The sequence below is a fragment of the Stenotrophomonas sp. 3diitr2024 genome (assembly GCF_042136455.1).
Classification (GTDB): domain Bacteria; phylum Pseudomonadota; class Gammaproteobacteria; order Xanthomonadales; family Xanthomonadaceae; genus Stenotrophomonas; species Stenotrophomonas sepilia.
In genome coordinates, this window is the sequence record NZ_JBHHMJ010000534.1 from 1 (window position 1) to 22,518 (window position 22,518).

The following is a 22,518-nucleotide window of genomic DNA, read 5'->3' on the forward strand; positions in this document are numbered from 1 at the left end:
CGTCGGTCATGCCGTGATTATGCGGTAAATAGTTGCATTCCGGGGCCGGAAGCACGGTAGTGCCGGCCGCTGGCCGGCAACCCCATGAACACCGGTGGTGCGGCGGATGCCCGCCAGCGGCCGGCACTACCAGACCTCAGATCTCGACCTGGGCCCCGAGTTCGACCAGGCGGTTGCCGGGAATACGGAAGAAGCCCGTGGCCGGCGCGGCATTCCGGTGCATCAGCGCGAACAGCTTGTCGCGCCAGATCGGCATGCCGCGGTTGGCCGTGGCCACGATGGTTTCGCGGCTGGCGAAGAAGGTGGTGTCCATCGGGTCGAAGTAGATGCCACCGTGGTCACACGAGCGCATCAGCGCCAGTGGCACGTCCGGGGTCTCCATGAAGCCGAAGCGCACGTAGACGCGGTAGAACTCGTCGCCCACCGATTCGATCTTCAGCCGCTGCCCCTCCATCGCATACGGGATCGGCAGGGTCTCCACGTGCAGGAACACGTTGCGCTCGTGCAGCACCTTGTTGTGCTTGAGGTTGTGCATCAGCGCATGCGGGGCCACGGTCGGGTCGGCGGTGAGGAACACTGCAGTGCCCGGCACGCGCACCGGCGGTGCCAGCATCAGCCCAGGCAGGAAGGTATCGAGGCGGATGCCGTCCTTGCGGATCTCATCGCGCAGCAGCTCGCGGCCACGGCGCCAGGTCCGCATCATGGTGAACAGGAAGATGCCCAGTACCACCGGGAACCAGGCGCCCTGAAGCAGCTTGGCACCATTGGCGATGACGAAGCCGAGGTCGATGATGAAGAACACCACGCACAGCGGCAGGATCCACTTGCGCGCCTTCGGCCACAGCGACCGGGCCACCAGGGCCAGCAGCAGGGTGTCGATCAGCATGGTGGCCGACACCGAGATGCCGTAGGCCACTGCCAGGTTGGACGAGCTGCGGAAGGCCAGCACCAGGCCGATCACCATTACCGCGATGCCCCAGTTGATGCCTGGGATGTAGATCTGGCCGATGGTGTCGTGCGAGGTGTGCTTGATGCGCATGCGCGGGATGTAGCCCAGCTGCATCGCCTGACGCGAGACCGAGAACGCACCGGTGATGACCGACTGCGAGGCAATCACCGCCGCCATGGTGGCCAGGATGATCATCGGGTACAGCGCCCACGGCGGCACCGCCTCGAAGAACGGGTTTTTCAGCGCCTCGGGGTGGTTGAGCACCAGTGCGCCCTGCCCCAGGTAGTTCAGCACCAGGCACGGCAGCACGAAGAAATACCAGGCGTGGCGGATGGGTTTGGCGCCGAAGTGGCCCATGTCGGCGTAAAGCGCCTCGCCACCGGTCACCGCCAGCACCACTGCGCCGAGGATGAAGATCCCATGCCAGCTGTGCTCCATGAAGAAGCGGATCGCCCACCAGGGGTTGAACGCCTTGAGCACTTCCGGCGCATCGACGATGTTGTAGATGCCGATCGCCGCCAGCGAGATGAACCAGACCGAGGTGATGGGGCCGAAGGCCTTGCCGATCTTCTCGGTACCGAAGCGCTGCGCCGCAAACACCATCAACAGCACCACCACCGTGATCGGCACGATGAAGGCATGCAGGCCCGGCGCGGCCACCTCCAGGCCCTCCACCGCACCCAGCACCGATATCGCCGGGGTGATCACGCCGTCGCCGAAGAACAGCGAGGCACCGAAAATGCCGAGGATGCCGACCACGTAGGCCGAGCGCGAGCCGTTGCGCAGCGTGCGCTGGGTCAACGCCATCAGCGCCATGATGCCGCCCTCGCCGTCGTTGTCGGCGCGCATGATGATGGTCACGTACTTCAGCGTGACCACGATGTTCAGCGCCCAGAACGCCAGCGACAGCACGCCCAGCACGGTGTCGTGGTCGCTGTTGAGCCCGTAGTGTGGCGAGAACGCCTCCTTCAGCGTGTACAGCGGGCTGGTACCGATATCGCCGAACACCACGCCGATCGCACCGATGATCAGCGCCATGCCTCCTGCTGGAGGGGCGTGACCGTGGCTGCCGGGGGCAGCTGCGTGCGGGGTTTGACTGCTGGACATGGGACTCCTGGCGACGCTCAGGCGGTTCGTTGAAGGAAAGGGACGCGGCTCAGCGCAGCGCCGACTGCAGCGCCTTGCGGATCACGGTGGCCACTTCGTCGCCTTCATTGAAGGCGTCGCGGGCCATGCGTGCCGCTTCGGCCGGCTTGTAGCCCAGCTGCTGCAGGGCCACGGTGGCATCGGACAGCGGGTCGGCCGGGGCCGGGCCGCTGCCGGTGGGCAGCGCGCCGCCGGCACCGAACTGGGCGGCACGGTCACGCAGTTCCAGCACCATGCGCTCGGCAGTCTTCTTGCCGATGCCGGGAATGCGGGTCAGCGCGGTGATGTCACCGGCCTGGACCATGCGCGCGAACTCCTCGACGGAAACGCCGGACAGCACCGCCAGCGCGATCTTCGCGCCAATGCCACTGACCTTCTGCACGTCGCGGAACAGGCGCCGCTCCCCCTCGCGCAGGAAGCCGTACAGCGAAACGCTGTCTTCCTTCTGCGCGTAGTGGGTGTACAGCGTGACCTCGCGGCCGAGCTCGGGCAGGTCGTAGAAGGTGCTCATCGGCGCCTCCAGTTCGTAGCCCACCCCGTTCACGTCCACCACCAGCCACGGCGGCGCCTTGTAGGCGACGATGCCGCGCAGTCGACCGATCATTGCGTGCAGCTCCTCATTTGCGGCCCCACGCCTGGCGGGCACTGAGCCCCAGGCGGTTGGCCGTTGCCCGTACGTGGGCATGGGTGATCGCCACCGCCAACGCGTCGGCCGCGTCGGCCTGCAGCTTGGTTTTCAGGTTGAGCATGAGCCCGACCATGTGTTGAACCTGTTGCTTTTCGGCGCCACCACGGCCAACCACGGCGAGCTTGATCTCGCTGGCGGCGTATTCGTGCACCGGCAGGTCGCGCAGCACCACGGCCGAGATCGCCGCGCCCCGGGCCTGGCCCAGCTTCAGCGCCGAATCGGGATTACGGGCCATGAACACCTTTTCAATGGCCACTTCCTGCGGCTGGTACTCGCGGCACAGGTCGGCCAGGCCCAGAACCAGCAGCTTCATGCGCTGCGGGAAGTCGTCGGCGCCCAGCAGCACCAGTGGCTGGTGGTGCACGTAGGTGACGCGGCCGGCGGCATCGACATCGATGATGCCGACCCCGGTCCGCTGCGAACCGGGGTCGATGCCGAGGATGCGGGTCATGCTGCACTCCTGGCGGGGCGGAACGGGATGCGCTGGCAGGCGTAGGGGCTCATGACTGTCCGCGGTGACCGTTCAACGGCCCGCGCCCAGGCCGTCGAAGACGGCTCAGGCGTAGGCGTCGGCGCCGAGTTCGGCGTTGGAATACACGTCCTGCACGTCGTCCAGGTCTTCGAGCATGTCCAACAGCTTCTTGACCTGCAGGGCGACGTCGCCTTCAACCTTGATGTCGTTGTCCGCGCGGAAGGTGATCTCGGCGTGGTCGGCGACATGGCCGGCGGCGGCCATCGCATCCTTCACCGCGTTGAACGCGTCAGGGCTGGTGACCACATCGATCGAGCCGTCATCGGGGTAGACCACGATGTCATCGGCACCGGCCTCAATGGCCGCTTCGGTGATGGCTTCCTCGTCGGCCCCTGCGGCGAAGCTGAGCACGCCCAGGCGCTTGAACATGAAGGCCACTGAGCCCTCGGTACCCATGTTGCCACCGCACTTGCTGAACGCATGGCGGACGTCGGCCACAGTGCGCACGCGATTGTCGGTCAGGCAGTCGACGATCACGGCCACGCCACCCGGGGCGTAGCCCTCGTAGCGGACTTCCTCGTAGTCGACGCCTTCCAGCTCACCGGTCGCCTTCTTGATGGCACGCTCGATCACGTCCTTGGACATGTTCACGGCCAGGCCTTTGTCCACGGCCACGCGCAGGCGCGGATTGTTGTTGGGGTCGCCTCCACCGCCGCGCGCGGCAACGCCGATCTCGCGGATGATCTTGGTGAAAATCTTGCCGCGCTTCGCGTCGGACGCGTTCTTGCGGGCTTCGATGGAGGGGCCTCTACCCATGGGTGCTACCGTCTGGCTGCTTCAGGATCAAGGCGCGGATTCTACCTGATCGGGCGCTGCAACCGTGTCTAGGCCCGTATTGTTGTAGAGCCGAGCCAATGCTCGGCTCAATGGGCCCGACGGAATGCAGCCGAGCATTGGCCCGGCTCTACAGGGCGGCCTGCCTCCCCCGCCCCTATGCTGCCGCCGCGTCGCGGCTGTGGTCGAACTTGCCATGGCGCAGGAAATGCGCGGTCTGCCGCGCGGCGTCGGGCGACACCACCAGGCCGCTGTGGCTGGTGCGGACCACGCAATGGTCGGCCAGGCCCGGCAGCCGGGTCTCGGCCAGTGCCACGGTGCCATCGGAGGCATCGTCGATGGCACCCAGCAGGCTGCCCAGCCCGTGCGGCACCGAGCCGGCAATCAGGCCAACCTCGGCCCTGCCCTGCCAGTCCGGCAGGCCATCGAGCAGCAGCTCGCTGCTGCGTCCCAGCGCCAGGCCCCAGCCGTGCTCGGACAACGAGCGTGCGGTGCCACTGCCGCGCAGCGGTGAACCCAGGCAGACCACCCGCTGCACCGGCAGCTGCGGATTGCGCCGCAGCGCTTCCAGCGCCAGCAACCCGCCCAGGCTGTGGCCGACCAGCGACAACGGCCCGGCGTCGGCCAACCGTTCCAGCAGCTGGGGCACCGCCACGTCGGGACCACCGAACACCGAGGAGTAACCGAACGCATGCACCTGGAAACCACGCGCGCGCAGGCGCCAGGCCAGCGGCCCGACCCAGGCGCGGGCATTCCAGATGCCATGCAGCAGCAATACGGGGGGAGTCATGCAAACAGCCTGGCGGTCAGCGGGGCAGGAACGTGAGGTGATTGAACACGCGCGCGCAGCAAGCGGCGGTGAACGTCAGGCCGCGCGCGGTGCGCGGCGCAGGATGAATTCAAGATCGTTGGTATCGCCGACCGGGAACAGGTACTCGCCGGCCTTCTCGAAACCATAGCGGGCGTAGAAGCGTTGCGCGCCGAAGTTCTCCGACCACACGCCCAGCCACAGCGTGCGCGGGCCTTCGCGCTCCAGCCAGGCCAGCGCGGTTTCCAGCAGGCGGCTACCCCAGCCGCAGCTCTGCTGCGTCTTGATCAGGTACAGGCGCTTGAGTTCGCCGTCACCGGGTTTCACATCCGGATGCGGCAGGCCACAGGGGCCGGCGGCGGCATGGCCGACCGCTTCCCCATCCAGTTCCAGCAGCCACACCGCGTAATCGGGGTGGGCCAGGATCACGCGCTGGCGCTCGAGCGTGTAGGCCTCCTCCAGGAAGGCCTGCAGGTCCTGCGGCGGGTACAGATGGCCGAAGGTTTCGGTGAATGTGCGGGCGGCCAGCGCCGACAGGGTCGGCGCATCGTCCACAGTGGCGCGGCGGATCGAATACATGCAGGAAGTTGACGCCAGGGCGAAGCGGGGGTCAAGCCTTTTCAGGCGACTCCGCTTCTTCTTCCTCGTCCTCTTCCTCGTACTCTTCTTCGTCCTCGTCGTCTTCTTCCTCGCCTTCCTCGTCCTCGTCGTACTCTTCCTCTTCGTCGTCCTCGTAATCCTCGACGCCGAAGTCTTCACCGTCCCAACGGCCTTCGCCGTCGGCGACGAAGGTCAGGGCCATTGCCGCCGGGTTGGTACCGACGCGGACCAGCCAACCACCGAACACACGTGCACGCTCGGTGACCAGGTTGGCCTCGGAGCCTTCATTGCCCAGCTTTTCCCACTCCAGCGAAAACGCAAACTCGGTCATTGCCTGGATCTCCTGATCAGTTGGTCTTGGGGCGAACCTGGATGTGCACTTCGGCCAGCTGCGCGTCGACGATCGGCGACGGCGCGTCGGTCATCAGATCCTGTGCACCAGTGGTCTTCGGGAACGGGATGACGTCGCGGATCGACTCGGTGCCGGCCATCAGCGCGGCGATGCGGTCGATGCCGAAGGCGATGCCACCGTGCGGCGGCGCGCCGTAGTTCAGCGCGTCGAGCAGGAATCCGAACTTGGCACGGGCCTCTTCGGCGCCGATGCCGAGCAGCTCGAACACTGCGCTCTGCATGTCCGGACGGTGGATACGGATCGAACCGCCGCCGATTTCATTGCCGTTGAGCACCATGTCGTAGCCGCGCGAGACGGCGGTACGGGCGTTGGCGCGCAGGTCGGCGATGTCATCCACGGCCGGCGCGGTGAAGGGGTGATGCAGGGCGACGTAGCGCTGTTCTTCCTCATCCCATTCGAACATCGGGAAGTCGGTGACCCACAGCGGCGCCCAGCCATCGGCGATCAGGCCGAAGTCCTTGCCAGCCTTCAGGCGCAGCGCGCCCATGAAGTCGGAGACCTTGTTGTAGCCACCGGCACCGAAGAACACGATGTCGCCGTTGCCGGCGCCAACATGGGCCACCAGCGCAGCGAAGGAGGCCTCGCTGAAGAACTTCTGGATCGGCGAGCTGACTTCGCCGTTGTCGGCGATCTTGATGTAGGCCAGGCCCTTGGCGCCGTACTTGGTGGCGTGCGCGGCGTACTCGTCGATCTGCTTGCGGCTCAGCGCTGCACCGCCCGGGATGCGCAGCGCGGCGACGCGGCCTTCGGCATCGTTGGCCGGGCCGGTGAACACTGCAAACTCGCTGTCCTTGACCAGCTCAGCCACGTCGACCAGCTCCAGCGCGATGCGCAGGTCCGGCTTGTCCGAACCGTAGCGACGCATCGCCTCGGCCCAGGTCATGCGCGGGAAGCTGGCATCCAGCTGGACGTCGACCACTTCCTTGAAGATGGCGCGGATCATGTCTTCAACGAAGTCCTGCACGTCGCGCTCGCGCACGAAGGCGAATTCCATGTCCAGCTGGGTGAACTCCAGCTGGCGGTCGGCACGCAGCGCTTCGTCGCGGAAGCAGCGCGCGATCTGGTAGTAGCGGTCGAAGCCGGCCACCATCAGGATCTGCTTGAACAGCTGCGGGCTCTGCGGCAGGGCGTAGAACTCGCCCGGGTGCATGCGCGCCGGCACCAGGAAGTCGCGCGCGCCTTCCGGGGTGGCCTTGGTCAGGATCGGGGTTTCGATGTCCTGGAAGCCCTTCTCGTCCAGGTGGCGGCGCAGGGCCTGCACCAGCTTGATGCGGGTGCGCTGCATGCGCTGCATTTCCGGACGGCGCAGGTCCAGGTAGCGGTACTTCAGGCGGGTTTCCTCGCCCGGGTTCTCGTGGGCGTGGAACGGCAGGGGCGCAGCCTTGTTCAGCACAGTGATGGCAGTGGCGATCACTTCCACCTTGCCGGTGCGCATCTTGTCGTTCACCGCGTGGCGGGCGCGCACGACGCCCTCCACCTGCAGCACGTCCTCGTAGCCCAGCGAAGCCGCCACGGCGAACACTTCGGCGTTGTCGACCTCCACGGTCACCTGCACGATGCCTTCATGATCGCGGAGATCGATGAAGCAGACGCCGCCCTGGTTACGGGCCACGTCGGTCCAACCGGCGAGGGTGACAGTCTGGCCAATCAGGGTCTCGTCGACCAGGCCGCAGAAGTGGGTACGCATTGGGGGAAGCTCCGCTGGAGAACGCCGGCACCGGATGGGGGCCGGAAAGCCTCGTATTCTGCGGCCGAGGCCCCGGCCGGGGCAAATCCGGCCAGTCACACCGGCTTGATCATCCCCCTCCCTATAGTCAGGCACCTGCCACCGTATGGGATGCCGCCATGAATCCGCTGTCCCTGGCCCGCCTGGCCGTGACCCTGAGCCTGGGCACCATCGCCACGCTCGCCCTGCCCTCCGCCCCGGCCGCCGCGCAAAGCGGGGTGATCCGTTGCGAGAGCCAGAACAACCGAGAACGCGTGTGCAACACAGGCTGGCGCAATGCGCAGCTGGTCCGCCAGCTGTCCGGCAGCGCCTGCGACGAGGGCCGCACCTGGGGCAGCCGCAATGGCAGCATCTGGGTCACCAATGGCTGCCGCGCCGAATTCGTCGAGGCCCGTGGTGGCTGGGGCGGCGGCAACGGCGGTGGCTGGGGCGGCAACAACGGCCGGCCCGGCGAAACCATCCGCTGTGAGAGCCAGAACAATCGCGAACGCAGCTGCCCGGTCGGCTGGCGCAATGCCCGCCTGGTCCGCCAGCTGTCCGGCAGCCCCTGCGACGAAGGCCGTACCTGGGGGGTGCGCAACGGCGCGGTGTGGGTCAGCAACGGCTGCCGCGCCGAATTCGCCGAAGCTCGCGGATGGGGTGGCGGCGGGGGCGGTGGCTGGGGCGGCGGCAACAGCAACTACTCCATCACCTGCAGCAGCAACAACAACCGCACGCAGAACTGTGACTGGGATGAGCGCCAGGGCCGGCCGGTGCTGCAGCAGCAGCTGTCCGGCAGCGCCTGCCAAGAGGGCCGCAGCTGGGGCTACGCACGGGGCCAGATGTGGGTGAGCAACGGTTGCCGGGCGCGCTTCGGTACGCGTTGAGTTACGGGGTCGGATCCCTGGCCAGCGGCAGGGGCTCTGACCCGACCAGGTATCCCGCTTCCACGCATGGCGCGGATCTACTGGGGGTCTTTCCGGGGGCGGAGCGCTTTACAGGAGGCATCCGACCCCGCGATCACGGTGCGGGCGCTTTGTCGTCACCCCACGGCGGCGGCGGCAGATCGACCGGCTTGCTCAGGTCGAACTTCACGCGGAAGCGGCGGCCGTCCGGGCGGCCCAGCTCGTAGACGAAGGTCTGGTCGGGGTCGATCTCCATCGCCCAGGTGTTGTGCGTGGAGGCCAGCATGTCGGCACGACGGAACATGGCCACCGAATCGGAGTCGGCCGGGAACTGCTGGCGCTCGGCGGTGCCCGGTGGCGTGCTGTCGCCGCCATAGAGGGTGATCGCATCCGCGCTGCCATCCTGATGGCGATGATCGTGCTTCAGGCGCAGGCCGTTTTCGGTGCGGGTCAGCACCCAGGTGCGCGAGTGGTCATCCCCCACATGGAAGGGAATCCGCAATTCATGGGCAGGATCGGCACAGCCGCGTACATGCATGACCAGGCGCTGCCCGGCGAACGGATCCTTGCCGGTCGGCGCCGGCGTGTCCTCCACCACCCGGCCTTCAAAGGCCTGGCCGCAATGCGCGGCGATGGCGGCCATGAAGGCATCGGCCGGTGCGGTCGCCAGATCATGGGCGACCGTATCGGAACGCTGCGAGCAGGCAGCGAGGCTGAGCAGGAGGGCGGAAGCGGCAACAACGGCAGGCAGTCTCATGCCCCAACCCTAACGACCCGGGCCGGTGCGCGCAAACCGCGCTGACCGGCCACGTCACTTCAGGGGTGCAGCCAGACCTCGCAACCGCCCACGTCCTGCTTCTGGCCACCGGCGGCATGGCGCCGGGTGATCTCGGCCAGCCATTGCACGCGCTCGGGGCTGCTGCCCACCTGGTTGGGGCAGTTGACCAGCGCGGCCAGCGGCAGTCCCCCCAGTGCTGCGTCATCTGCAGCCAACGATGCGAGCACGTCGTCCGATGCCCAGTCCGGAATCATCACGGCACGGCGGCCGGAGAAATACGGCAGCTCGGAGGACCAGTCCTGACCGAACGCGACCACCACGCCCTGCGCCGGGGTGCCGGTCCGGATGGCCTCGGCGATCTGCAAAACCGGTGTCGGCTCGCGCGCTTCCTTGATGTCCTTCAGCGACTTCACCAGGCCAAAGCCCACCGACAGCACGCACAGGAAGATCGCCAGTGCAACGCCACGGCGCGGCTTGCCCGCCGCTTCGGCCGCCAGCACCGTCGACCACAGCACCAGGCCGATGATCGACGTGGCGAACACGATATTGGCCGCCTGGTAGTAGGGATGGGCGATGTGCAGGTTGGTGAAGACCAGGAACGGCGCCAGGTAGGCCAGCAGCAGGATCCCCACCGCCGTGCGCGTGCGCTTCTGCCACAGCCCGGCGATGACGAAGACCAGGAAGATCCAGTTGGAGCCGATCGCACCGGAGAAGCGCTTCTTGAACACCGTGCCCCACCAGGTAGCCGGATCCAGGCGCTGCTGCAGGGTGCCGTAATTCCAGGTGGACAGTGCATCGGAGGTGATCTGCCGGCCCAGCGCCGACTGCGCCTTCAGCGCATCGGCATGCTGCAGCCACAGGCTGAGCGTGGCCAGCGCGGCAAGCGCGGACAGACCACCCCAGAACAGCAGCTGCCAATGCTGCTGCAGCCACCGCGGGCGCCAGCCGTGCTCGTGCAGGGCCAGCCACAGGAAGGCCAGCGCAACGAACGCGGCAAAGCCGAAGAACGAGGTGACTTTGATGGCCGCCGACAGCACCGCCGCGACGATGGCGACCAGGCCCACCCACACGCGCGGCTGGCTGCGCAGGCGTGCCATCGCCCAGACAAAGAGCAGGCCGAAGAACACCGCGCTGGACTCCATCATCACCGAGCGCCCCCAGAACTGCGCGTACGGTGAGACGGCGAATGCGCCGGCCACGCACAGCGCCAGCGTGCGGTCAGGGCGCCAGGCCAGCAGCGTGCGATAGACCAGCCAGATGCAGCCGGCATGGAAGACGGTGGAGACCAGCCGCCCGCTGTTGTCGGCACTCATGCCGGTGACGCTGGACAGCAACGCCGCCAGCCACTGGTAGAACGGGAACTCGAAGGGGATCGACCAGGGCGCGCCCAGCACCGGGGTCACGTAGTCCAGCCAGGGCCCGCCCCGTAGCAACCAGTCGATCGACAGGGCAGTCTGCGTCTGCCGGAAACCGGAGGCATCGACCGGGGGCATCGACCAGCTGCAGCCCAGCAGGACCAGCAGCGCGATTGCCGAAAACCACAACAGGATCTTGCCCGGCAACAGGCTGCGGTCTGGGTTGCTTTCCTGGGTCACGCCTGTTGCTCCTGGCTGTGGCCGCCCACGGCAGGGCGCGCTTCACGGGCGCGCAGTGTCTGTGTTGACGCGCGGGAGTGCAAGCCGCTGCACGCGGCTGCGGCTCAGCCCAGCGGTGGCAGCGGCGCCTTCGGCGGCTCGGCGTGGCTGACTTCGGTGGCCGCGACCGGTGCGGCCTCGCCCTCGCCCGCCGGTTCCTGCTCCACCGGATCGACGTCGAACGGCGTGCGGAACACCAGCGACGGCAGCAGCGTGGTCAGTGCGGCGTACAGCAGCAGCGCGCCGAACAGCACTGCGGGTATCTGGAAGCGCTCGCGCATGATCGCCGCCAGCACCAGGGTGAAGATCAGGGTCGGGGCCAGCGCCAGCGAGACCCGCAGGCTGCTGCGGAAGCTCTCGCCGAACATCACCCGGCGCTGCAGCCAGACCACGCCGATGCGCAGCGGCAGCACCACCAGGGTGATCACGATGCCCAGCCCCAGCGCCTCGAAGCTCAACGCTTCGCTGGGCACCTTGGTGCCAGCGTTGAAGAAATAGAACGGCACGAAGAACGAGGCGAACAAGCGCAGCGCGTGCAGGTTCTCGTGCGAGGCCAGCAGCGGCATGCGCTGGTGCAGCAGGCGCGCGACCAGGCCGGCAATGAACGCGCCGACCAGGTAATACACGCCCAGCAGGTAGGTGATGTAGGCCGCCACCATGCCGACCATCACCAGCAGCGAGAACTCCGAACCCGGCGCGTGCGGCGCCACCCAGCGGCCCAGCGCGATGAACAGCAGCGGCAGGCCGACCATCATCGCCAGCAGCGCCAGGCTGGACAGCGCCATGTGCCCCGGATCGCCGGCCTGCAGCACGATGAACAAGGCAGCCAGCGCCAGCAGCTCACCGGCGATGGCCTTGCTGGTCACCCAGAACCGTTCGTCCTCACTCAGGCCCAGCCGCGACAGCGAGTCCATGATGAAACCGGTGGAGGGCGTCAGCAGCGCCAACGCCAGCAGCCCGGCGGCCTGCCACGGCAATCCTGCGTAACGCCAGGCCAACCAGCCGACGCCGAACAGCGTGCCGGTACGGATGACCAGATGTGCCAGCAGCGGCCACATACCCCGGCGCAGCGCCTGCAGATCCACTTCCAGGCCGGCGAACAGGAACAGCGAGGAAATGCCCAGGGTGGCCAGCAGTCCGATCACCGCATCATGTGCCTGATCCCCCAGCCAGAGCATGCCGATGATGCCGAACAGCAGGCAGGTCAACGGGGCAGGCAGACTGAAACGCTGCAACGCGCGTGGGATCACCAGCAGCGCGAAGATCAGCAACAGGTAGATCAGTTCATGGCTCATGGGGTCTTCCGTGGGGTTGGAACGCGCGCAGGATGCGCGCGCTGAACCGATCCGGCAAGCCATTTTCGAATGACCCCGGTTACCTCATCCGATCATCGCGTCGGCCAGCGCCCCCACCCGTGCAAGCACCGCTGCGCGCTGATCGTCATCGACCGACGCGCCCTGCAGATAGGCGGTGACCACCCACGCTGCGCCGCCCGCATGCGGCCACAGCACGGCAATGTCGTTGCGCGTGTCATCACCGTTGCTGCCGGTCTTGTCCCCCACCCGCCAGCGCTTGCCCAGCCCGGCGCGCAGGCAGGCATCGCCGGTCTGGTTGTCGATGAGCCAATCAGTGAACTGCTGGCGCGATGCCGGCTGCAGGCCATTGCCCACCGCGAAGCGGGCCAAGCTGGTGGCCATCGCGGCCGGGCTAGTGGTATCGCGCGGGTCTCCCTTCGCGAACAGATTCACGTCCGGCTCGTTGCGGTCATTGCGGGTAACGCTGTCGCCCTGCCCGCGCAGGAATGCCGTCAGCGCCGACGGCCCGCCCACCACCTCCAGCAGCAGGTTGGCCGCCGTGTTGTCGCTGGTGGTCAGCGTGCCCCGGCACAGGTCGCGCACCGTCAGGTCCTTGCCCACATGGCGGCGCGCCACCGGGGCGTAGGACAGCAGATCCTTTTCGGCGATGGGCACACGTGTGTCGAGCGAAACGCGGCCTGCATCGGCAAGGCTCAGCACATGGGCAACCAGCATCGACTTGAACGTGCTGCACATCGGGAAGCGCTCGTCCTGACGATGTCCGCCGATGCGACGGCCGTTACCGGTGTTCAGCACGGTGACGCCCAGACGGCCACCGCTGGCTTTCTCCAGCGCGGCGAAATCGGCGGCGCCGGCAATGGCGGCGTTCGCGGCGGATATGCCGGACGATGGGGAAACAGCTCGCGCCAACGCCGGGGCAAGCAGCGAGGAAGCAACGGCAGCACCACTGAACTGCAGGAATCGGCGACGGGCGAGCATAGGGTTCTCCTGGTGACCGCTCGATTATTGGCGCTTCCCCTGCAGCCGACCAGCGCGAAGAATCAAGGCAAGCCATAAGTTGATCTCATGTCTGTCGTAATCAACTTGTTGAGATTTACGAAATTCCTTATTGAACGGTAGGATCAGCCATCACCCTGGCTCACGGCTTTCCGATGCTGCACCCGACCCTGCCGCTCAACGCGCTGCGTGCTTTTGAAGCCGCCGCCCGCCATCAGAACTTCACCCGTGCCGCGCTCGAGTTGTGCGTCAGCCAGGCCGCGCTGAGCCACCAGATCCGGGGTCTGGAAGACCGGCTCGGCATCCGCCTGTTCCATCGCCTGCCGCGCGGCGTGGCGCTGACCGATGAAGGCGCAGCACTGTATCCGGTGCTCAACGAATCGTTCGAACGCATCTCGGCCAGCATCGCGCGCTACACCGGCGGGCCGGCCCGCGAAGTGCTGACGCTGGGGGTGGTCGGCACCTTCGCCACCGGTTGGCTGCTGCCACGGCTGGCCGCATTCGAGGCCGCGCATCCGGACATCGAGCTGCGCCTGCAGACCCACAACAACCGCATCGACCTGGCCGGCGAGGGGCTGGATCTGGCCATCCGCTTCGGTGATGGCGACTGGCAGGGCCAGGCCTGCACGGCGATCCTCAATGCGCCCTTCGCGCCGCTGTGCGCCCCGGCATTGGCGCGGCGGCTGAAGCAGCCGCGCGACCTGGCCACGCTGCCGTTGCTGCGTTCCTATCGCAGCGACGAATGGCCGCGCTGGCTGCAGGCGGCCGGCGTCAGCGGCGTGGAAGCCCGTGGGCCGGTGTTCGATTCCTCGCTGACGGTGGCGATGGCCGCCGCCGGCGGTGCCGGCGTGGCCTTGCTGCCGCTGCGCATGTTCGAGCAGGAACTGGCCGAAGGCCGCCTGCTGCAGCCGTTCGGCACCACGCTGGAGCTGGGCCGATACTGGCTGACGCGGCTACGTTCGCGCGCCGAGCGCGAGCCGGCCAAGCGCTTCCGCGAGTGGCTGCAGGCGCAGGCATGAAAAAAGGGGACGGAGGGGATTAAGTCATTTGTGCACATACGACTTAATCCCCTCCGTCCCCTTTTTTTGCGGAGTTACGACTCCAGCAGCTCCATCCACGCCGCTTCAGCCTTTTCCAGCTGCGCGGCGGCGGTTTCGCGGTCACGGCCGATCACCGCCATGCGGCTGGCATCGGCATAGTTGGCCGGGTCGGCGAGTTGGCGGTCCAGCTCGGCCAGCACACCTTCCAGCTCGGCCACCTTGGCCTCGGCGGCGGCCAGCTTGTGCGGGTTCACGGGCTTTTTCTGCACCACCTGTGCCACCGGGGCGGTCTTGACCACCACCGGCTCTTCCACCTGCTCCATGCGGGCCTTCGTGCCCTGCGCCTGCGGACGGGTGCGCAGCCACGCGGCGTATGCATCCAGGTCACCGTCGAACGGCTCGACCACGCCATCGGCCACGCGCCAGTAGGTATCGCAGACCAGGCCGATCAGGTGGCGGTCATGCGAGACCATCACGATCGCGCCTTCGAAGGTGGCCAGCGCTTCGGCCAGTGCTTCGCGCATTTCCAGGTCAAGGTGGTTGGTCGGTTCGTCCAGCAGCAGCACGTTCGGCTGCTGCCAGGCGATCAGCGCCAGCGCCAGGCGCGCGCGCTCGCCACCGGAGAAACCATCGACCGGCTCGAACGCACGGTCGCCGGGGAAATTCCACTTGCCAAGGAAATCGCGGAACGACTGGTTCGGCGCATCCGGGGCAATCTCGCGGAAGTGCTCCATCGGCGACTGGCCTTCGTGCAGCGACTCCACCGTGTGCTGGGCGAAGTAGCCGATCTTCAGGTCCGGGTGCGCCATGCGCTCACCGACGATCGGCGCCAGTTCACCCACCAGGGTCTTCACCAGGGTGGTCTTGCCGGCGCCGTTCGGGCCGAGCAGGCCAATGCGCTGGCCCGCTTCCAGGCCGAAGCCGACGTTGTGCAGGATCACCGCGTCCTGGCCATAGCCGGCTTCGACGTGATTCAGGCGGATCAGCGAGAACGGCAGCTTGGCCGGCGGCGCGAACTCGATGCGGAACTCGCGTTCGGCGCGCACCGCTTCGGTGCCGGCCAGCTTGGCCAGGCGCTTCATGCGGCTCTGCGCCTGCGCGGCCTTGCTGGCCTGCGCCTTGAAGCGGTCGATGAAACTCTGCAGGTGGGCACGCTCGGCCTGCTCCTTCTCGTGCGCGATCTGCTGCTGGCGCAGCTGTTCGGCGCGCTGGCGCTCGAAATCGGTGTAGCCGCCCGGGTAGAGCTTGGCGCCGCCGCCGTGCAGGTGCAGGGTGTGGGTGGCCACGTTGTCGAGGAACTCGCGGTCATGCGAGATCAGCAGCAGGGTGCCCGGGTACTTCAGCAGCCACTGTTCCAGCCAGTACACCGCGTCCAGATCGAGGTGGTTGGTCGGTTCGTCGAGCAGCAGCAGGTCGCTGGGCATCATCAGCGCGCGGGCCAGGTTCAGGCGCACGCGCCAGCCACCGGAGAACGAGGACACCGCGCGGTGGTGGGTCTCGGCCGGGAAACCAAGGCCGTGCAACAGCTTGCCGGCGCGCGCTTCGGCGTCGTAGGCGCCCATCTCGGCCATCTTCGTGTGTGCGTTGGCCACCGCCTCCCAGTCTTCGCGGGCGGTCGCCTCGGCCTCTTCGGCCAGCACCGCGGCCACCTCGGTATCGCCGCCCAGCACGAAGCTCAGCGCCGGGTCCGGCAGCGACGGGGTTTCCTGGGCCACGCTGGCGATACGGACCTTGCCGGGCAGGTCGACGTCACCCTTGTCGGCCTCCAGTTCGCCCTTCACCGCCGCGAACAGGCTGGATTTGCCAGCACCGTTGCGGCCGACCACACCTACCCGGTAACCGGCGTGCAGGGTCAGGTCGACATTGGACAACAGCAGCCGCTCGCCGCGGCGCAAGGCGAAATTACGAAGGGAGATCATCGGGGAAGGGGTCCATATAACCGGATGGAATGTGCTGGTGAGCACTGTTCCTGCGACGCAATTCTAGCGTTAACGAATACTTGACGCGTCCCGGGATGCGCAGTGGCCGACGTTCCTCTCTCCCACGTCCTCGCCGCGCGCGTCCCGGGTCTCCTCCCCGCCGATGCCTGTCCGGGCTAAATGGTTGCTGCTGCAACGTTTTTTCCGATGACCGGCATTTGACAGGCACTGAATATCCCGTTAATTGCTGTATTGCGCACCGCAACAACCGCCGTCCGCCTCACCCCCGTGATGTCGATTCCGGTGCCGCCCCCGCCAACCGGAGCCCATCCCGATGACCCGCAAGACCAGCCTGATCGCCGCCGCCGTCGCTGTCGCACTCGGTGGCTCTCCGTTCGTCGCCGCCGCCCAGCAGGCCGGCACCGCCGCCAACACCCTGGACACCGTGATCGTCACCGGCACCCGCGTGGCCGACCGCACCGTCGCCGAATCGCAGTCGCCGATCGACATCATCACCCCCGAAGCGCTGCAGTCCACCGGCACCAGCGAACTGGCCACCGCCCTTTCACGCGCCCTGCCCTCACTGAACTTCCCGCGCCCGGCACTGACCGACGGCACCAGCGGCGTGCGCCCGGCGCAACTGCGCGGCCTGTCGCCGGACCAGGTGCTGGTGCTGGTCAACGGCAAGCGCCGCCACACCTCAGCGATGATCAACGTCAACGGCAGCATCGGTCGTGGCTCGTCTGCGGTGGACATCAACGCGATCCCGATCGCCGCGATCGAGCGCGTGGAGGTGCTGCGCGACGGCGCGTCGGCGCAGTACGGCTCGGACGCCATTGCCGGCGTCATCAACATCGTGCTCAAGGGCAGCGGCAGTGGCGGCAGCCTGGCCGTGGACTACGGCCAGTACTCCGCCGGCGACGGCAACAAGTACCAGCTTTCCGGCGATACCGGCGTCGAGTTCGGCAACGGCCGAGGCCGCGTGCACGTGGCCGGCCAGATCAGCCAGCAGGATGAAAGCAACCGCGCCGGCCCGTACCGCGGCACCACGCCGAACACCGGCAACTTCCCCAGCATCGGCCAGAAGACCTTCATCGTCGGCGACCCGCGCGTGGATGCCACTGCTGCGTCGGCCAACGCCAGCTTCGACTTCAGCGACCACGTGACCGGCTACGCCAGCGCGCTGCTCAGCAATCGCGACATCACCTCGTTTGCGTTCTACCGTTCGCGCAACCACAGCGGGCAGAGCGCGCTGCTGGCGCAGACCTATCCGGACGGCTACGTGCCGGAGATCAACCAGTATTCCAAGGACCGCTCGCTGGTGGCCGGGGTCAAGGGCAACACCGACAGCGGCTGGACCTGGGACCTGAGCCTGAACCACGGCGAGAACACCCTCGATTTCCACACCCGCAACAGCATCAACTACAGCCTCGGTGCGACCAGCCCGCGCTCGTTCTACGACGGCACGCTGAAGTACCAGCAGGACATCTTCAACGCCGACCTGACCAAGTCGCTGGACTGGGGCCTTGCCTACCCGGTCACGCTGTCCTTCGGCGGTGAGTACCGCAAGGAGAAGTGGGACCAGAACCCGGGCGAACTGAACTCGTACACCGGCAGCGGCGCGCAGGGCTTCGCCGGCTTCACCCCGACCAATGAAGTGCATGCCGACCGCCACAACTACGCGGTCTATGCGGGCCTGGAAGCGGACCTGACCGAGAAGTTCTCGGCCGGCATCACCGGCCGCTACGAGGACTACTCGGACTTCGGCGACCGCTTCTCCGGCAAGCTGTCGGCGCGCTATGCGTTCACCGACAAGGTCGCGCTGCGTGCCACCGCCTCCAGCGGCTTCCGTGCGCCGTCGCTGGCGCAGCAGGGCTACCAGGCGGTGACCAGCCAGTTCCTCAATGGCGTGTTCGTCGAGCGTGGCACCTTCCCGACCACCAGCCCGGCCGCGCAGGCGCTGGGCGCCTCGCCGTTGAAGGCCGAAACCTCCACCTCCTACAGCCTGGGCCTGGTACTGCAGCCGGTCGACCGCCTGTACATCACCGTCGATGCGTACCAGATCGACATCGATGACCGCATCGCGCTGTCGTCCAGCATCACTACCAACGCGGCATCCAGTGCCCTGCTGGCCGGGTTGGGCCTGCCGCAGGTGACTGCGTTCTCGTACTTCACCAACGGCCTGGATACGCGCACCCGTGGCGTCGACTTCGTGTCCAGCTACACGGTGCCGTTCAGCGCCAGCAGCCTGGAGCTGACCGCCGCCTACAGCTACAACGACACCGAAGTGCGCCGCGTCGGCGGCACTCCGGCGGTGTTCGGCACCCTGGGCCTGACCCAGTCGCTGATCGGCCGTGATGAGATCGGTCGCATCGAGGACAGCTACCCGCGCGACAAGGCGATCCTGAGCGGCACCTGGCGTTCGGACCACTGGGAACTGGGCCTGGCCGCAACCCGCTACGGCAAGTTCACCGTGCGCAACTCGGCCACCGCGCTGCGCGACCAGACCTACGGCGATGCCTGGGTGGTGGATGCCTCGGCCAGCTACAAGCCGAGCAGCAACTGGACCCTGACCGTGGGCGCCGACAACCTGCTGGACAAGTACCCGGACCGCACCGAAGACCTGCAGAACTCCACCTTCGGCATGCTGCCGTACAGCAACTACTCGCCGTTCGGCTTCAATGGCGCGTATGTGTACGGGCGGATCAAGTACACCTGGTAAGCGGTAATGGGGGCGCCGTGCCCTGCCCGGCGCTGCTCCACACACCCGCCGGCGACCTCGGGGCAGGCGCGGTCCTGACCGTATACGTTGCCAGCTCCTGCACCCGGTTTCCAGGCTGTGCTCTGTTGCACGCGCCTCATAGGCCGTCCCGTGCATAATCAGCGGACCAACGAAGGAGCCGCTCCGTGACGAGAGCCTGCATCACTCGCCGCCATGTGTACGCTGCGCTCGCGTGGGTTGCGCTGGCGGCCCCCCTGTCAGGGTGTTCAGGAGATCACGTGAAACCCAGCTATTCCAAATCGAGCCTTGAGCCGGTCGTCGTCACCCAGCTCTCCGCGTCGAAGCTCCAGGTCCAGTTCAATGAACCGATGGAAAGCATGTATTACGCGGCAGGGATGAGCTATGTCGTGGAAGGGGACACCATGAAAGTCGTTGTCGATCGCTGTCCCATATCCGGCCAATGCACAACCATGCTGCGGCGCGACGTGAAGCCCGGACCTGCTGGCCCGGCCCGTCAGGAAATTCCCTTGATGGCGCCGCGCGTGGTGATGCTGTACGCCGATGGCGAAACACAGATTTTTCCGTAAGGGCATTCCATGAGCGACAAGGTCGTCCTCGGCATCCATAGTCACGTAGACCCCAATACACAGGGGTCGTTCAATCAGTTCGTGGACGGCCACGCCTGGATCTCGGTGACGCGAAACGGCCATACGACGTTCCATGGCCTGTGGCCAGACAACCATCCACTCGTTGAGGACAATGGTCCAGGTTCGGACATCCGCGAAGGCATGGAAGCCCGGGCCACATCTTCGGCCTCACGCTATTACGAATTGACTCCCGAGCAGGTCAAGCGACTTGACCAGGCCTTGGGCGAAAATGTCACCTGGTCATATGGCAATACCTGCGCATCGTGGGCGACCAGTACCGTGAACAAGGTTACTGGGCAGTCCCTGGATGCAGGCGAACTGCTGTTCACCGATACGCCGCGGGAGCTGATCGAGTCCATTCGCAAGGCAGAGCGCGTGCGGCCCACCAGTCCTTCGCAGCCGCAACCGGCAACCGAACGGCCGGAAACCAGCATCCCATCGCTGAGCGATGCCTCGGCATCGCTTCACCAGCAGGCACTCGCCGGCGTCCATGCGCTGGACGCATCGCTGGGTCGCACATCTGATGAATCCAGCCAACGCATGGCGGCCAGCCTCACCCAACTTGCCCGGGCACAAGGTCTGGAACGGATCGACCATGTGGTATTGGGCTTGCCGACTGGTCAGCCCCCAAGGCCGGAGAACATCTTCGTCATTCAAGGAGCCTTGGATGACCCGGGCCATCTGCGTGCCCCCATCAACATTGAAACGGCCCTTCAGCCATCCGTTGCGGAGTCGCTGCGGCAGATTCATCAGTTGGACAAGCAGTTGGCCGCCTCGCCGCAGCAGGCCGAGCCTGCCCTTGAAGAGACCCAGCGCCGGCAGATGGTGTGATCATCGACGGCTACGCCTGGAGCCCCCCATAGGTAGGCACCATTCGGCCCGCTAGGGCCTGCCATCTCTCAACAAGGCTTGATATCTCGCCCGTACAAGCCGCCCACGCAACGATCCGATACGCTGGCCGGGTTTGCCGTATCTGGCCTCATCGGTGAAAATCGGGGCACCCCCGATTTCCTGCGAGTGCCGATGCACCATGACACCGACCTGATCAACATCGTGGCCGTTGGCCTGGGGCTCGCCTTCATCTTCGGCGCGCTGGCCAACAAGCTCCGCTTGTCTCCCCTGGTCGGTTACCTGGTTGCTGGCATCTGCGTAGGCCCGTTCACCCCCGGCTTCGTCGCCGACCAGGCGCTGGCCAACCAGCTGGCCGAACTGGGCGTGATGCTGCTGATGTTCGGCGTCGGCCTGCACTTCTCGCTGAAGGACCTGATGGCGGTCAAGGCCATCGCCATCCCCGGCGCCATCGGCCAGATCGCGGTGGCCACCCTGCTCGGCTGGGGCGTGGCCTCGCTGATGGGCTGGCCGGCCATTCACGGCGTCATCTTTGGTTTCTCGCTGGCCACGGCCAGTACCGTAGTACTGCTGCGGGCGATGGAGGAACGCCGTCTGCTGGAAACCATGCGCGGCAAGATCGCGGTCGGCTGGCTGATCGTGGAAGACCTGGCCTGCGTGCTGGCACTGGTGATGATGCCGGTGATGGCCGGTGTGTTCGGCCCCGACGCGGCCAAGGAGTCGCACTCGCTGGGCAGCGTGCTGGCCGACATCGGCTGGACCTTCGTGCAGCTGGGCCTGTTCGTGGCGGTGATGCTGGTGGTCGGGCGCCGGGTCATCCCTTGGATCCTCGAACGTATCGCCGGTACCGGTTCGCGCGAACTGTTCACCCTGTCGGTGCTGGCAATCGCGCTGGGGGTGGCGTTCGGCTCGGCGATGCTGTTCGGCGTCTCGTTCGCGCTGGGCGCGTTCTTCGCCGGCATGCTGCTCAACGAATCGGAACTGAGCCACAAGGCCGCGCACGATTCGCTGCCGCTGCGCGATGCGTTCGCGGTGTTGTTCTTCGTCTCGGTCGGCATGCTGTTCGACCCCAACATCCTCGTCCAGCATCCGTGGCAGGTGCTGGCCACGGTGCTGATCATCATGTTCGGCAAGTCGGCAGCCGCGTTCTTCATCGTGCGTGCGTTCGGCCACCCGACCAGCACTGCGCTGACCATCTCGGCCAGCCTCGCCCAGATCGGCGAGTTCGCCTTCATAATCGCCGGCCTCGGCGTGGCGCTGCAGATCCTGCCGAAGGAAGGCCAGTCGCTGGTGCTGGCCGGCGCGCTGGTATCGATCATGCTCAACCCGCTGGTGTTCGGCCTGCTCGACCGATGGCAGGCCAAGCAGGAAAAGCAGCCGCAAACGCCGGAGCCGGAGGAGGGGACCGGCCCGTCGCGCGACCTGCATGACCATGCCATCGTGATCGGCTATGGCCGGGTGGGCAGCGAGCTGGCCCAGGTACTGCGCGATCGCGGCGTGCCGGTGCTGGTGATCGATGACAACAAAGAGCACGTCGAGCAGGCGCACGCCAGGGGCCTGGCAGCGATCCGTGGCAGCGCCGCCGCCGACCGGGTGCTGGCCGAGGCCCATCCGGAGCGGGCCAAGATCGCAGTGCTGGCGATCCCACAGCCGCTGGAAGCCGGCGAGGCACTGGCCAAGCTGCGTGCGATCAACCCGGACCTGACCCTGCTGGCACGTGCGCACAGCGATGCCGAAGTGAAGCATCTGCTGGAGCATGGTGCCGATGGCACGGTGATGGCCGAGCGCGAGCTGGCCTATTCGCTGGCGGAGATGGTCATGTCCACGCCGCCGTACCGGAATCTGGGGCAGCACAGCATTCCGGTGGTATGAGGGGTGTGCTTGCGGCGGGGCTTGCAGCCCTGCACCTGCCAAGGCAACGGCAAAGGCAAAGGCAAAAGCTGACTATCCGTGGGATGGCGGGGTGGGTCCGCTTGCAGGGGCCGCTGCAAGTACCCCTCCGGGGCCCGGCCCAGCCGCTGGCGGCTGTGCGTTCGGGCGCTTGCGAAGCAGTGCTTCGCAAGCAAAGCGCCCTCACCCATGTAAGCTCGGTCGCCGC

The 22,518-nt window shown here is 66.7% G+C and carries 19 protein-coding genes; 6 read left to right on the top strand and 13 right to left on the bottom strand.

Translation table 11 applies throughout. The features are described from left to right. Window positions 1–136: 136 nt before the first annotated feature. The 8 genes from ABGA94_RS13620 to aspS form a co-directional block, all read right to left on the bottom strand. On the bottom strand, window positions 137–2,056 hold the full coding sequence (locus ABGA94_RS13620; RefSeq protein ID WP_032954420.1) for a potassium transporter Kup: 1,920 nt from the start codon (window positions 2,054–2,056) through the stop codon (window positions 137–139). A 49-nt stretch (window positions 2,057–2,105) separates the two neighbouring features. After that, window positions 2,106–2,699, bottom strand: a complete 594-nt coding sequence (gene ruvA, locus ABGA94_RS13625; RefSeq protein ID WP_005418517.1) for a Holliday junction branch migration protein RuvA — start codon at window positions 2,697–2,699, stop codon at window positions 2,106–2,108. A 13-nt stretch (window positions 2,700–2,712) separates the two neighbouring features. Beyond that, entirely contained in the window at window positions 2,713–3,234 is a 522-nt protein-coding gene (gene ruvC, locus ABGA94_RS13630) for a crossover junction endodeoxyribonuclease RuvC (RefSeq protein WP_005418518.1), read from the bottom strand. A gap of 105 nt (window positions 3,235–3,339) precedes the next feature. After that, a complete protein-coding gene (locus tag ABGA94_RS13635; RefSeq protein ID WP_005418519.1) occupies window positions 3,340–4,071 on the bottom strand; it encodes a YebC/PmpR family DNA-binding transcriptional regulator in 732 nt (243 codons plus the stop codon). Window positions 4,072–4,246: 175 nt separating this feature from the next. Next, complete coding sequence (locus tag ABGA94_RS13640; RefSeq protein WP_032954421.1) at window positions 4,247–4,879, bottom strand: triacylglycerol lipase; 633 nt, start codon at window positions 4,877–4,879, stop codon at window positions 4,247–4,249. Between the two features lie 75 nt (window positions 4,880–4,954). Then, window positions 4,955–5,476, bottom strand: a complete 522-nt coding sequence (locus tag ABGA94_RS13645) for a GNAT family N-acetyltransferase (RefSeq protein WP_005418521.1) — start codon at window positions 5,474–5,476, stop codon at window positions 4,955–4,957. A 31-nt stretch (window positions 5,477–5,507) separates the two neighbouring features. Further along, window positions 5,508–5,828: a hypothetical protein gene (locus ABGA94_RS13650; protein ID WP_005418522.1), complete on the bottom strand. Its 321-nt coding sequence runs from the start codon at window positions 5,826–5,828 to the stop codon at window positions 5,508–5,510. 16 nt (window positions 5,829–5,844) lie between these two features. Further along, the gene (aspS, locus tag ABGA94_RS13655; RefSeq protein ID WP_134956123.1) at window positions 5,845–7,596 is read right to left on the bottom strand and encodes an aspartate--tRNA ligase; all 1,752 of its coding nucleotides are present in this window, start codon (window positions 7,594–7,596) and stop codon (window positions 5,845–5,847) included. Between the two features lie 158 nt (window positions 7,597–7,754). Here aspS and ABGA94_RS13660 point away from each other — a divergent pair, with 158 nt between their 5' ends. Continuing rightward, window positions 7,755–8,501, top strand: a complete 747-nt coding sequence (locus ABGA94_RS13660; RefSeq protein WP_375367547.1) for a DUF3011 domain-containing protein — start codon at window positions 7,755–7,757, stop codon at window positions 8,499–8,501. A gap of 133 nt (window positions 8,502–8,634) precedes the next feature. Here the strand turns inward: ABGA94_RS13660 and ABGA94_RS13665 are convergent, their stop codons facing one another. From ABGA94_RS13665 to blaL2, 4 genes are all read right to left on the bottom strand, one after another. Next, the gene (locus tag ABGA94_RS13665; RefSeq protein WP_053501011.1) at window positions 8,635–9,276 is read right to left on the bottom strand and encodes a hypothetical protein; all 642 of its coding nucleotides are present in this window, start codon (window positions 9,274–9,276) and stop codon (window positions 8,635–8,637) included. Window positions 9,277–9,335: 59 nt separating this feature from the next. After that, window positions 9,336–10,892, bottom strand: coding sequence for a glycosyltransferase family 39 protein (locus tag ABGA94_RS13670; RefSeq protein ID WP_134956125.1), 1,557 nt, complete (start codon window positions 10,890–10,892; stop codon window positions 9,336–9,338). A 104-nt stretch (window positions 10,893–10,996) separates the two neighbouring features. Next, entirely contained in the window at window positions 10,997–12,226 is a 1,230-nt protein-coding gene (locus ABGA94_RS13675) for a cation:proton antiporter (protein WP_065178906.1), read from the bottom strand. Between the two features lie 84 nt (window positions 12,227–12,310). Beyond that, window positions 12,311–13,225 (bottom strand): L2 family extended-spectrum class A beta-lactamase, encoded by a 915-nt coding sequence (gene blaL2 / locus ABGA94_RS13680; RefSeq protein ID WP_005418531.1) that lies wholly within the window; start codon window positions 13,223–13,225, stop codon window positions 12,311–12,313. A gap of 173 nt (window positions 13,226–13,398) precedes the next feature. On the opposite strand from blaL2, the gene ampR reads away from it, so the two are divergent. Continuing rightward, window positions 13,399–14,262, top strand: a complete 864-nt coding sequence (gene ampR, locus ABGA94_RS13685) for a LysR family transcriptional regulator AmpR (RefSeq protein ID WP_111127268.1) — start codon at window positions 13,399–13,401, stop codon at window positions 14,260–14,262. 74 nt (window positions 14,263–14,336) lie between these two features. Here ampR and ABGA94_RS13690 read toward each other — a convergent pair whose 3' ends face one another. Next, entirely contained in the window at window positions 14,337–16,202 is a 1,866-nt protein-coding gene (locus ABGA94_RS13690) for an ABC-F family ATP-binding cassette domain-containing protein (protein WP_005418533.1), read from the bottom strand. Between the two features lie 334 nt (window positions 16,203–16,536). Between ABGA94_RS13690 and ABGA94_RS13695 the strand changes: the two genes are divergently transcribed. The 4 genes from ABGA94_RS13695 (at window position 16,537) to ybaL (ending at window position 22,292) form a co-directional block, all read left to right on the top strand. Beyond that, window positions 16,537–18,924: a TonB-dependent siderophore receptor gene (locus ABGA94_RS13695; RefSeq protein ID WP_065178907.1), complete on the top strand. Its 2,388-nt coding sequence runs from the start codon at window positions 16,537–16,539 to the stop codon at window positions 18,922–18,924. A gap of 278 nt (window positions 18,925–19,202) precedes the next feature. Continuing rightward, on the top strand, window positions 19,203–19,511 hold the full coding sequence (locus ABGA94_RS13700; protein ID WP_005418535.1) for a hypothetical protein: 309 nt from the start codon (window positions 19,203–19,205) through the stop codon (window positions 19,509–19,511). Between the two features lie 9 nt (window positions 19,512–19,520). Continuing rightward, a complete protein-coding gene (locus tag ABGA94_RS13705) occupies window positions 19,521–20,402 on the top strand; it encodes an XVIPCD domain-containing protein (protein ID WP_005418536.1) in 882 nt (293 codons plus the stop codon). A gap of 192 nt (window positions 20,403–20,594) precedes the next feature. Continuing rightward, the gene (gene ybaL / locus ABGA94_RS13710; protein ID WP_375367550.1) at window positions 20,595–22,292 is read left to right on the top strand and encodes a YbaL family putative K(+) efflux transporter; all 1,698 of its coding nucleotides are present in this window, start codon (window positions 20,595–20,597) and stop codon (window positions 22,290–22,292) included. Window positions 22,293–22,518: the final 226 nt, after the last annotated feature.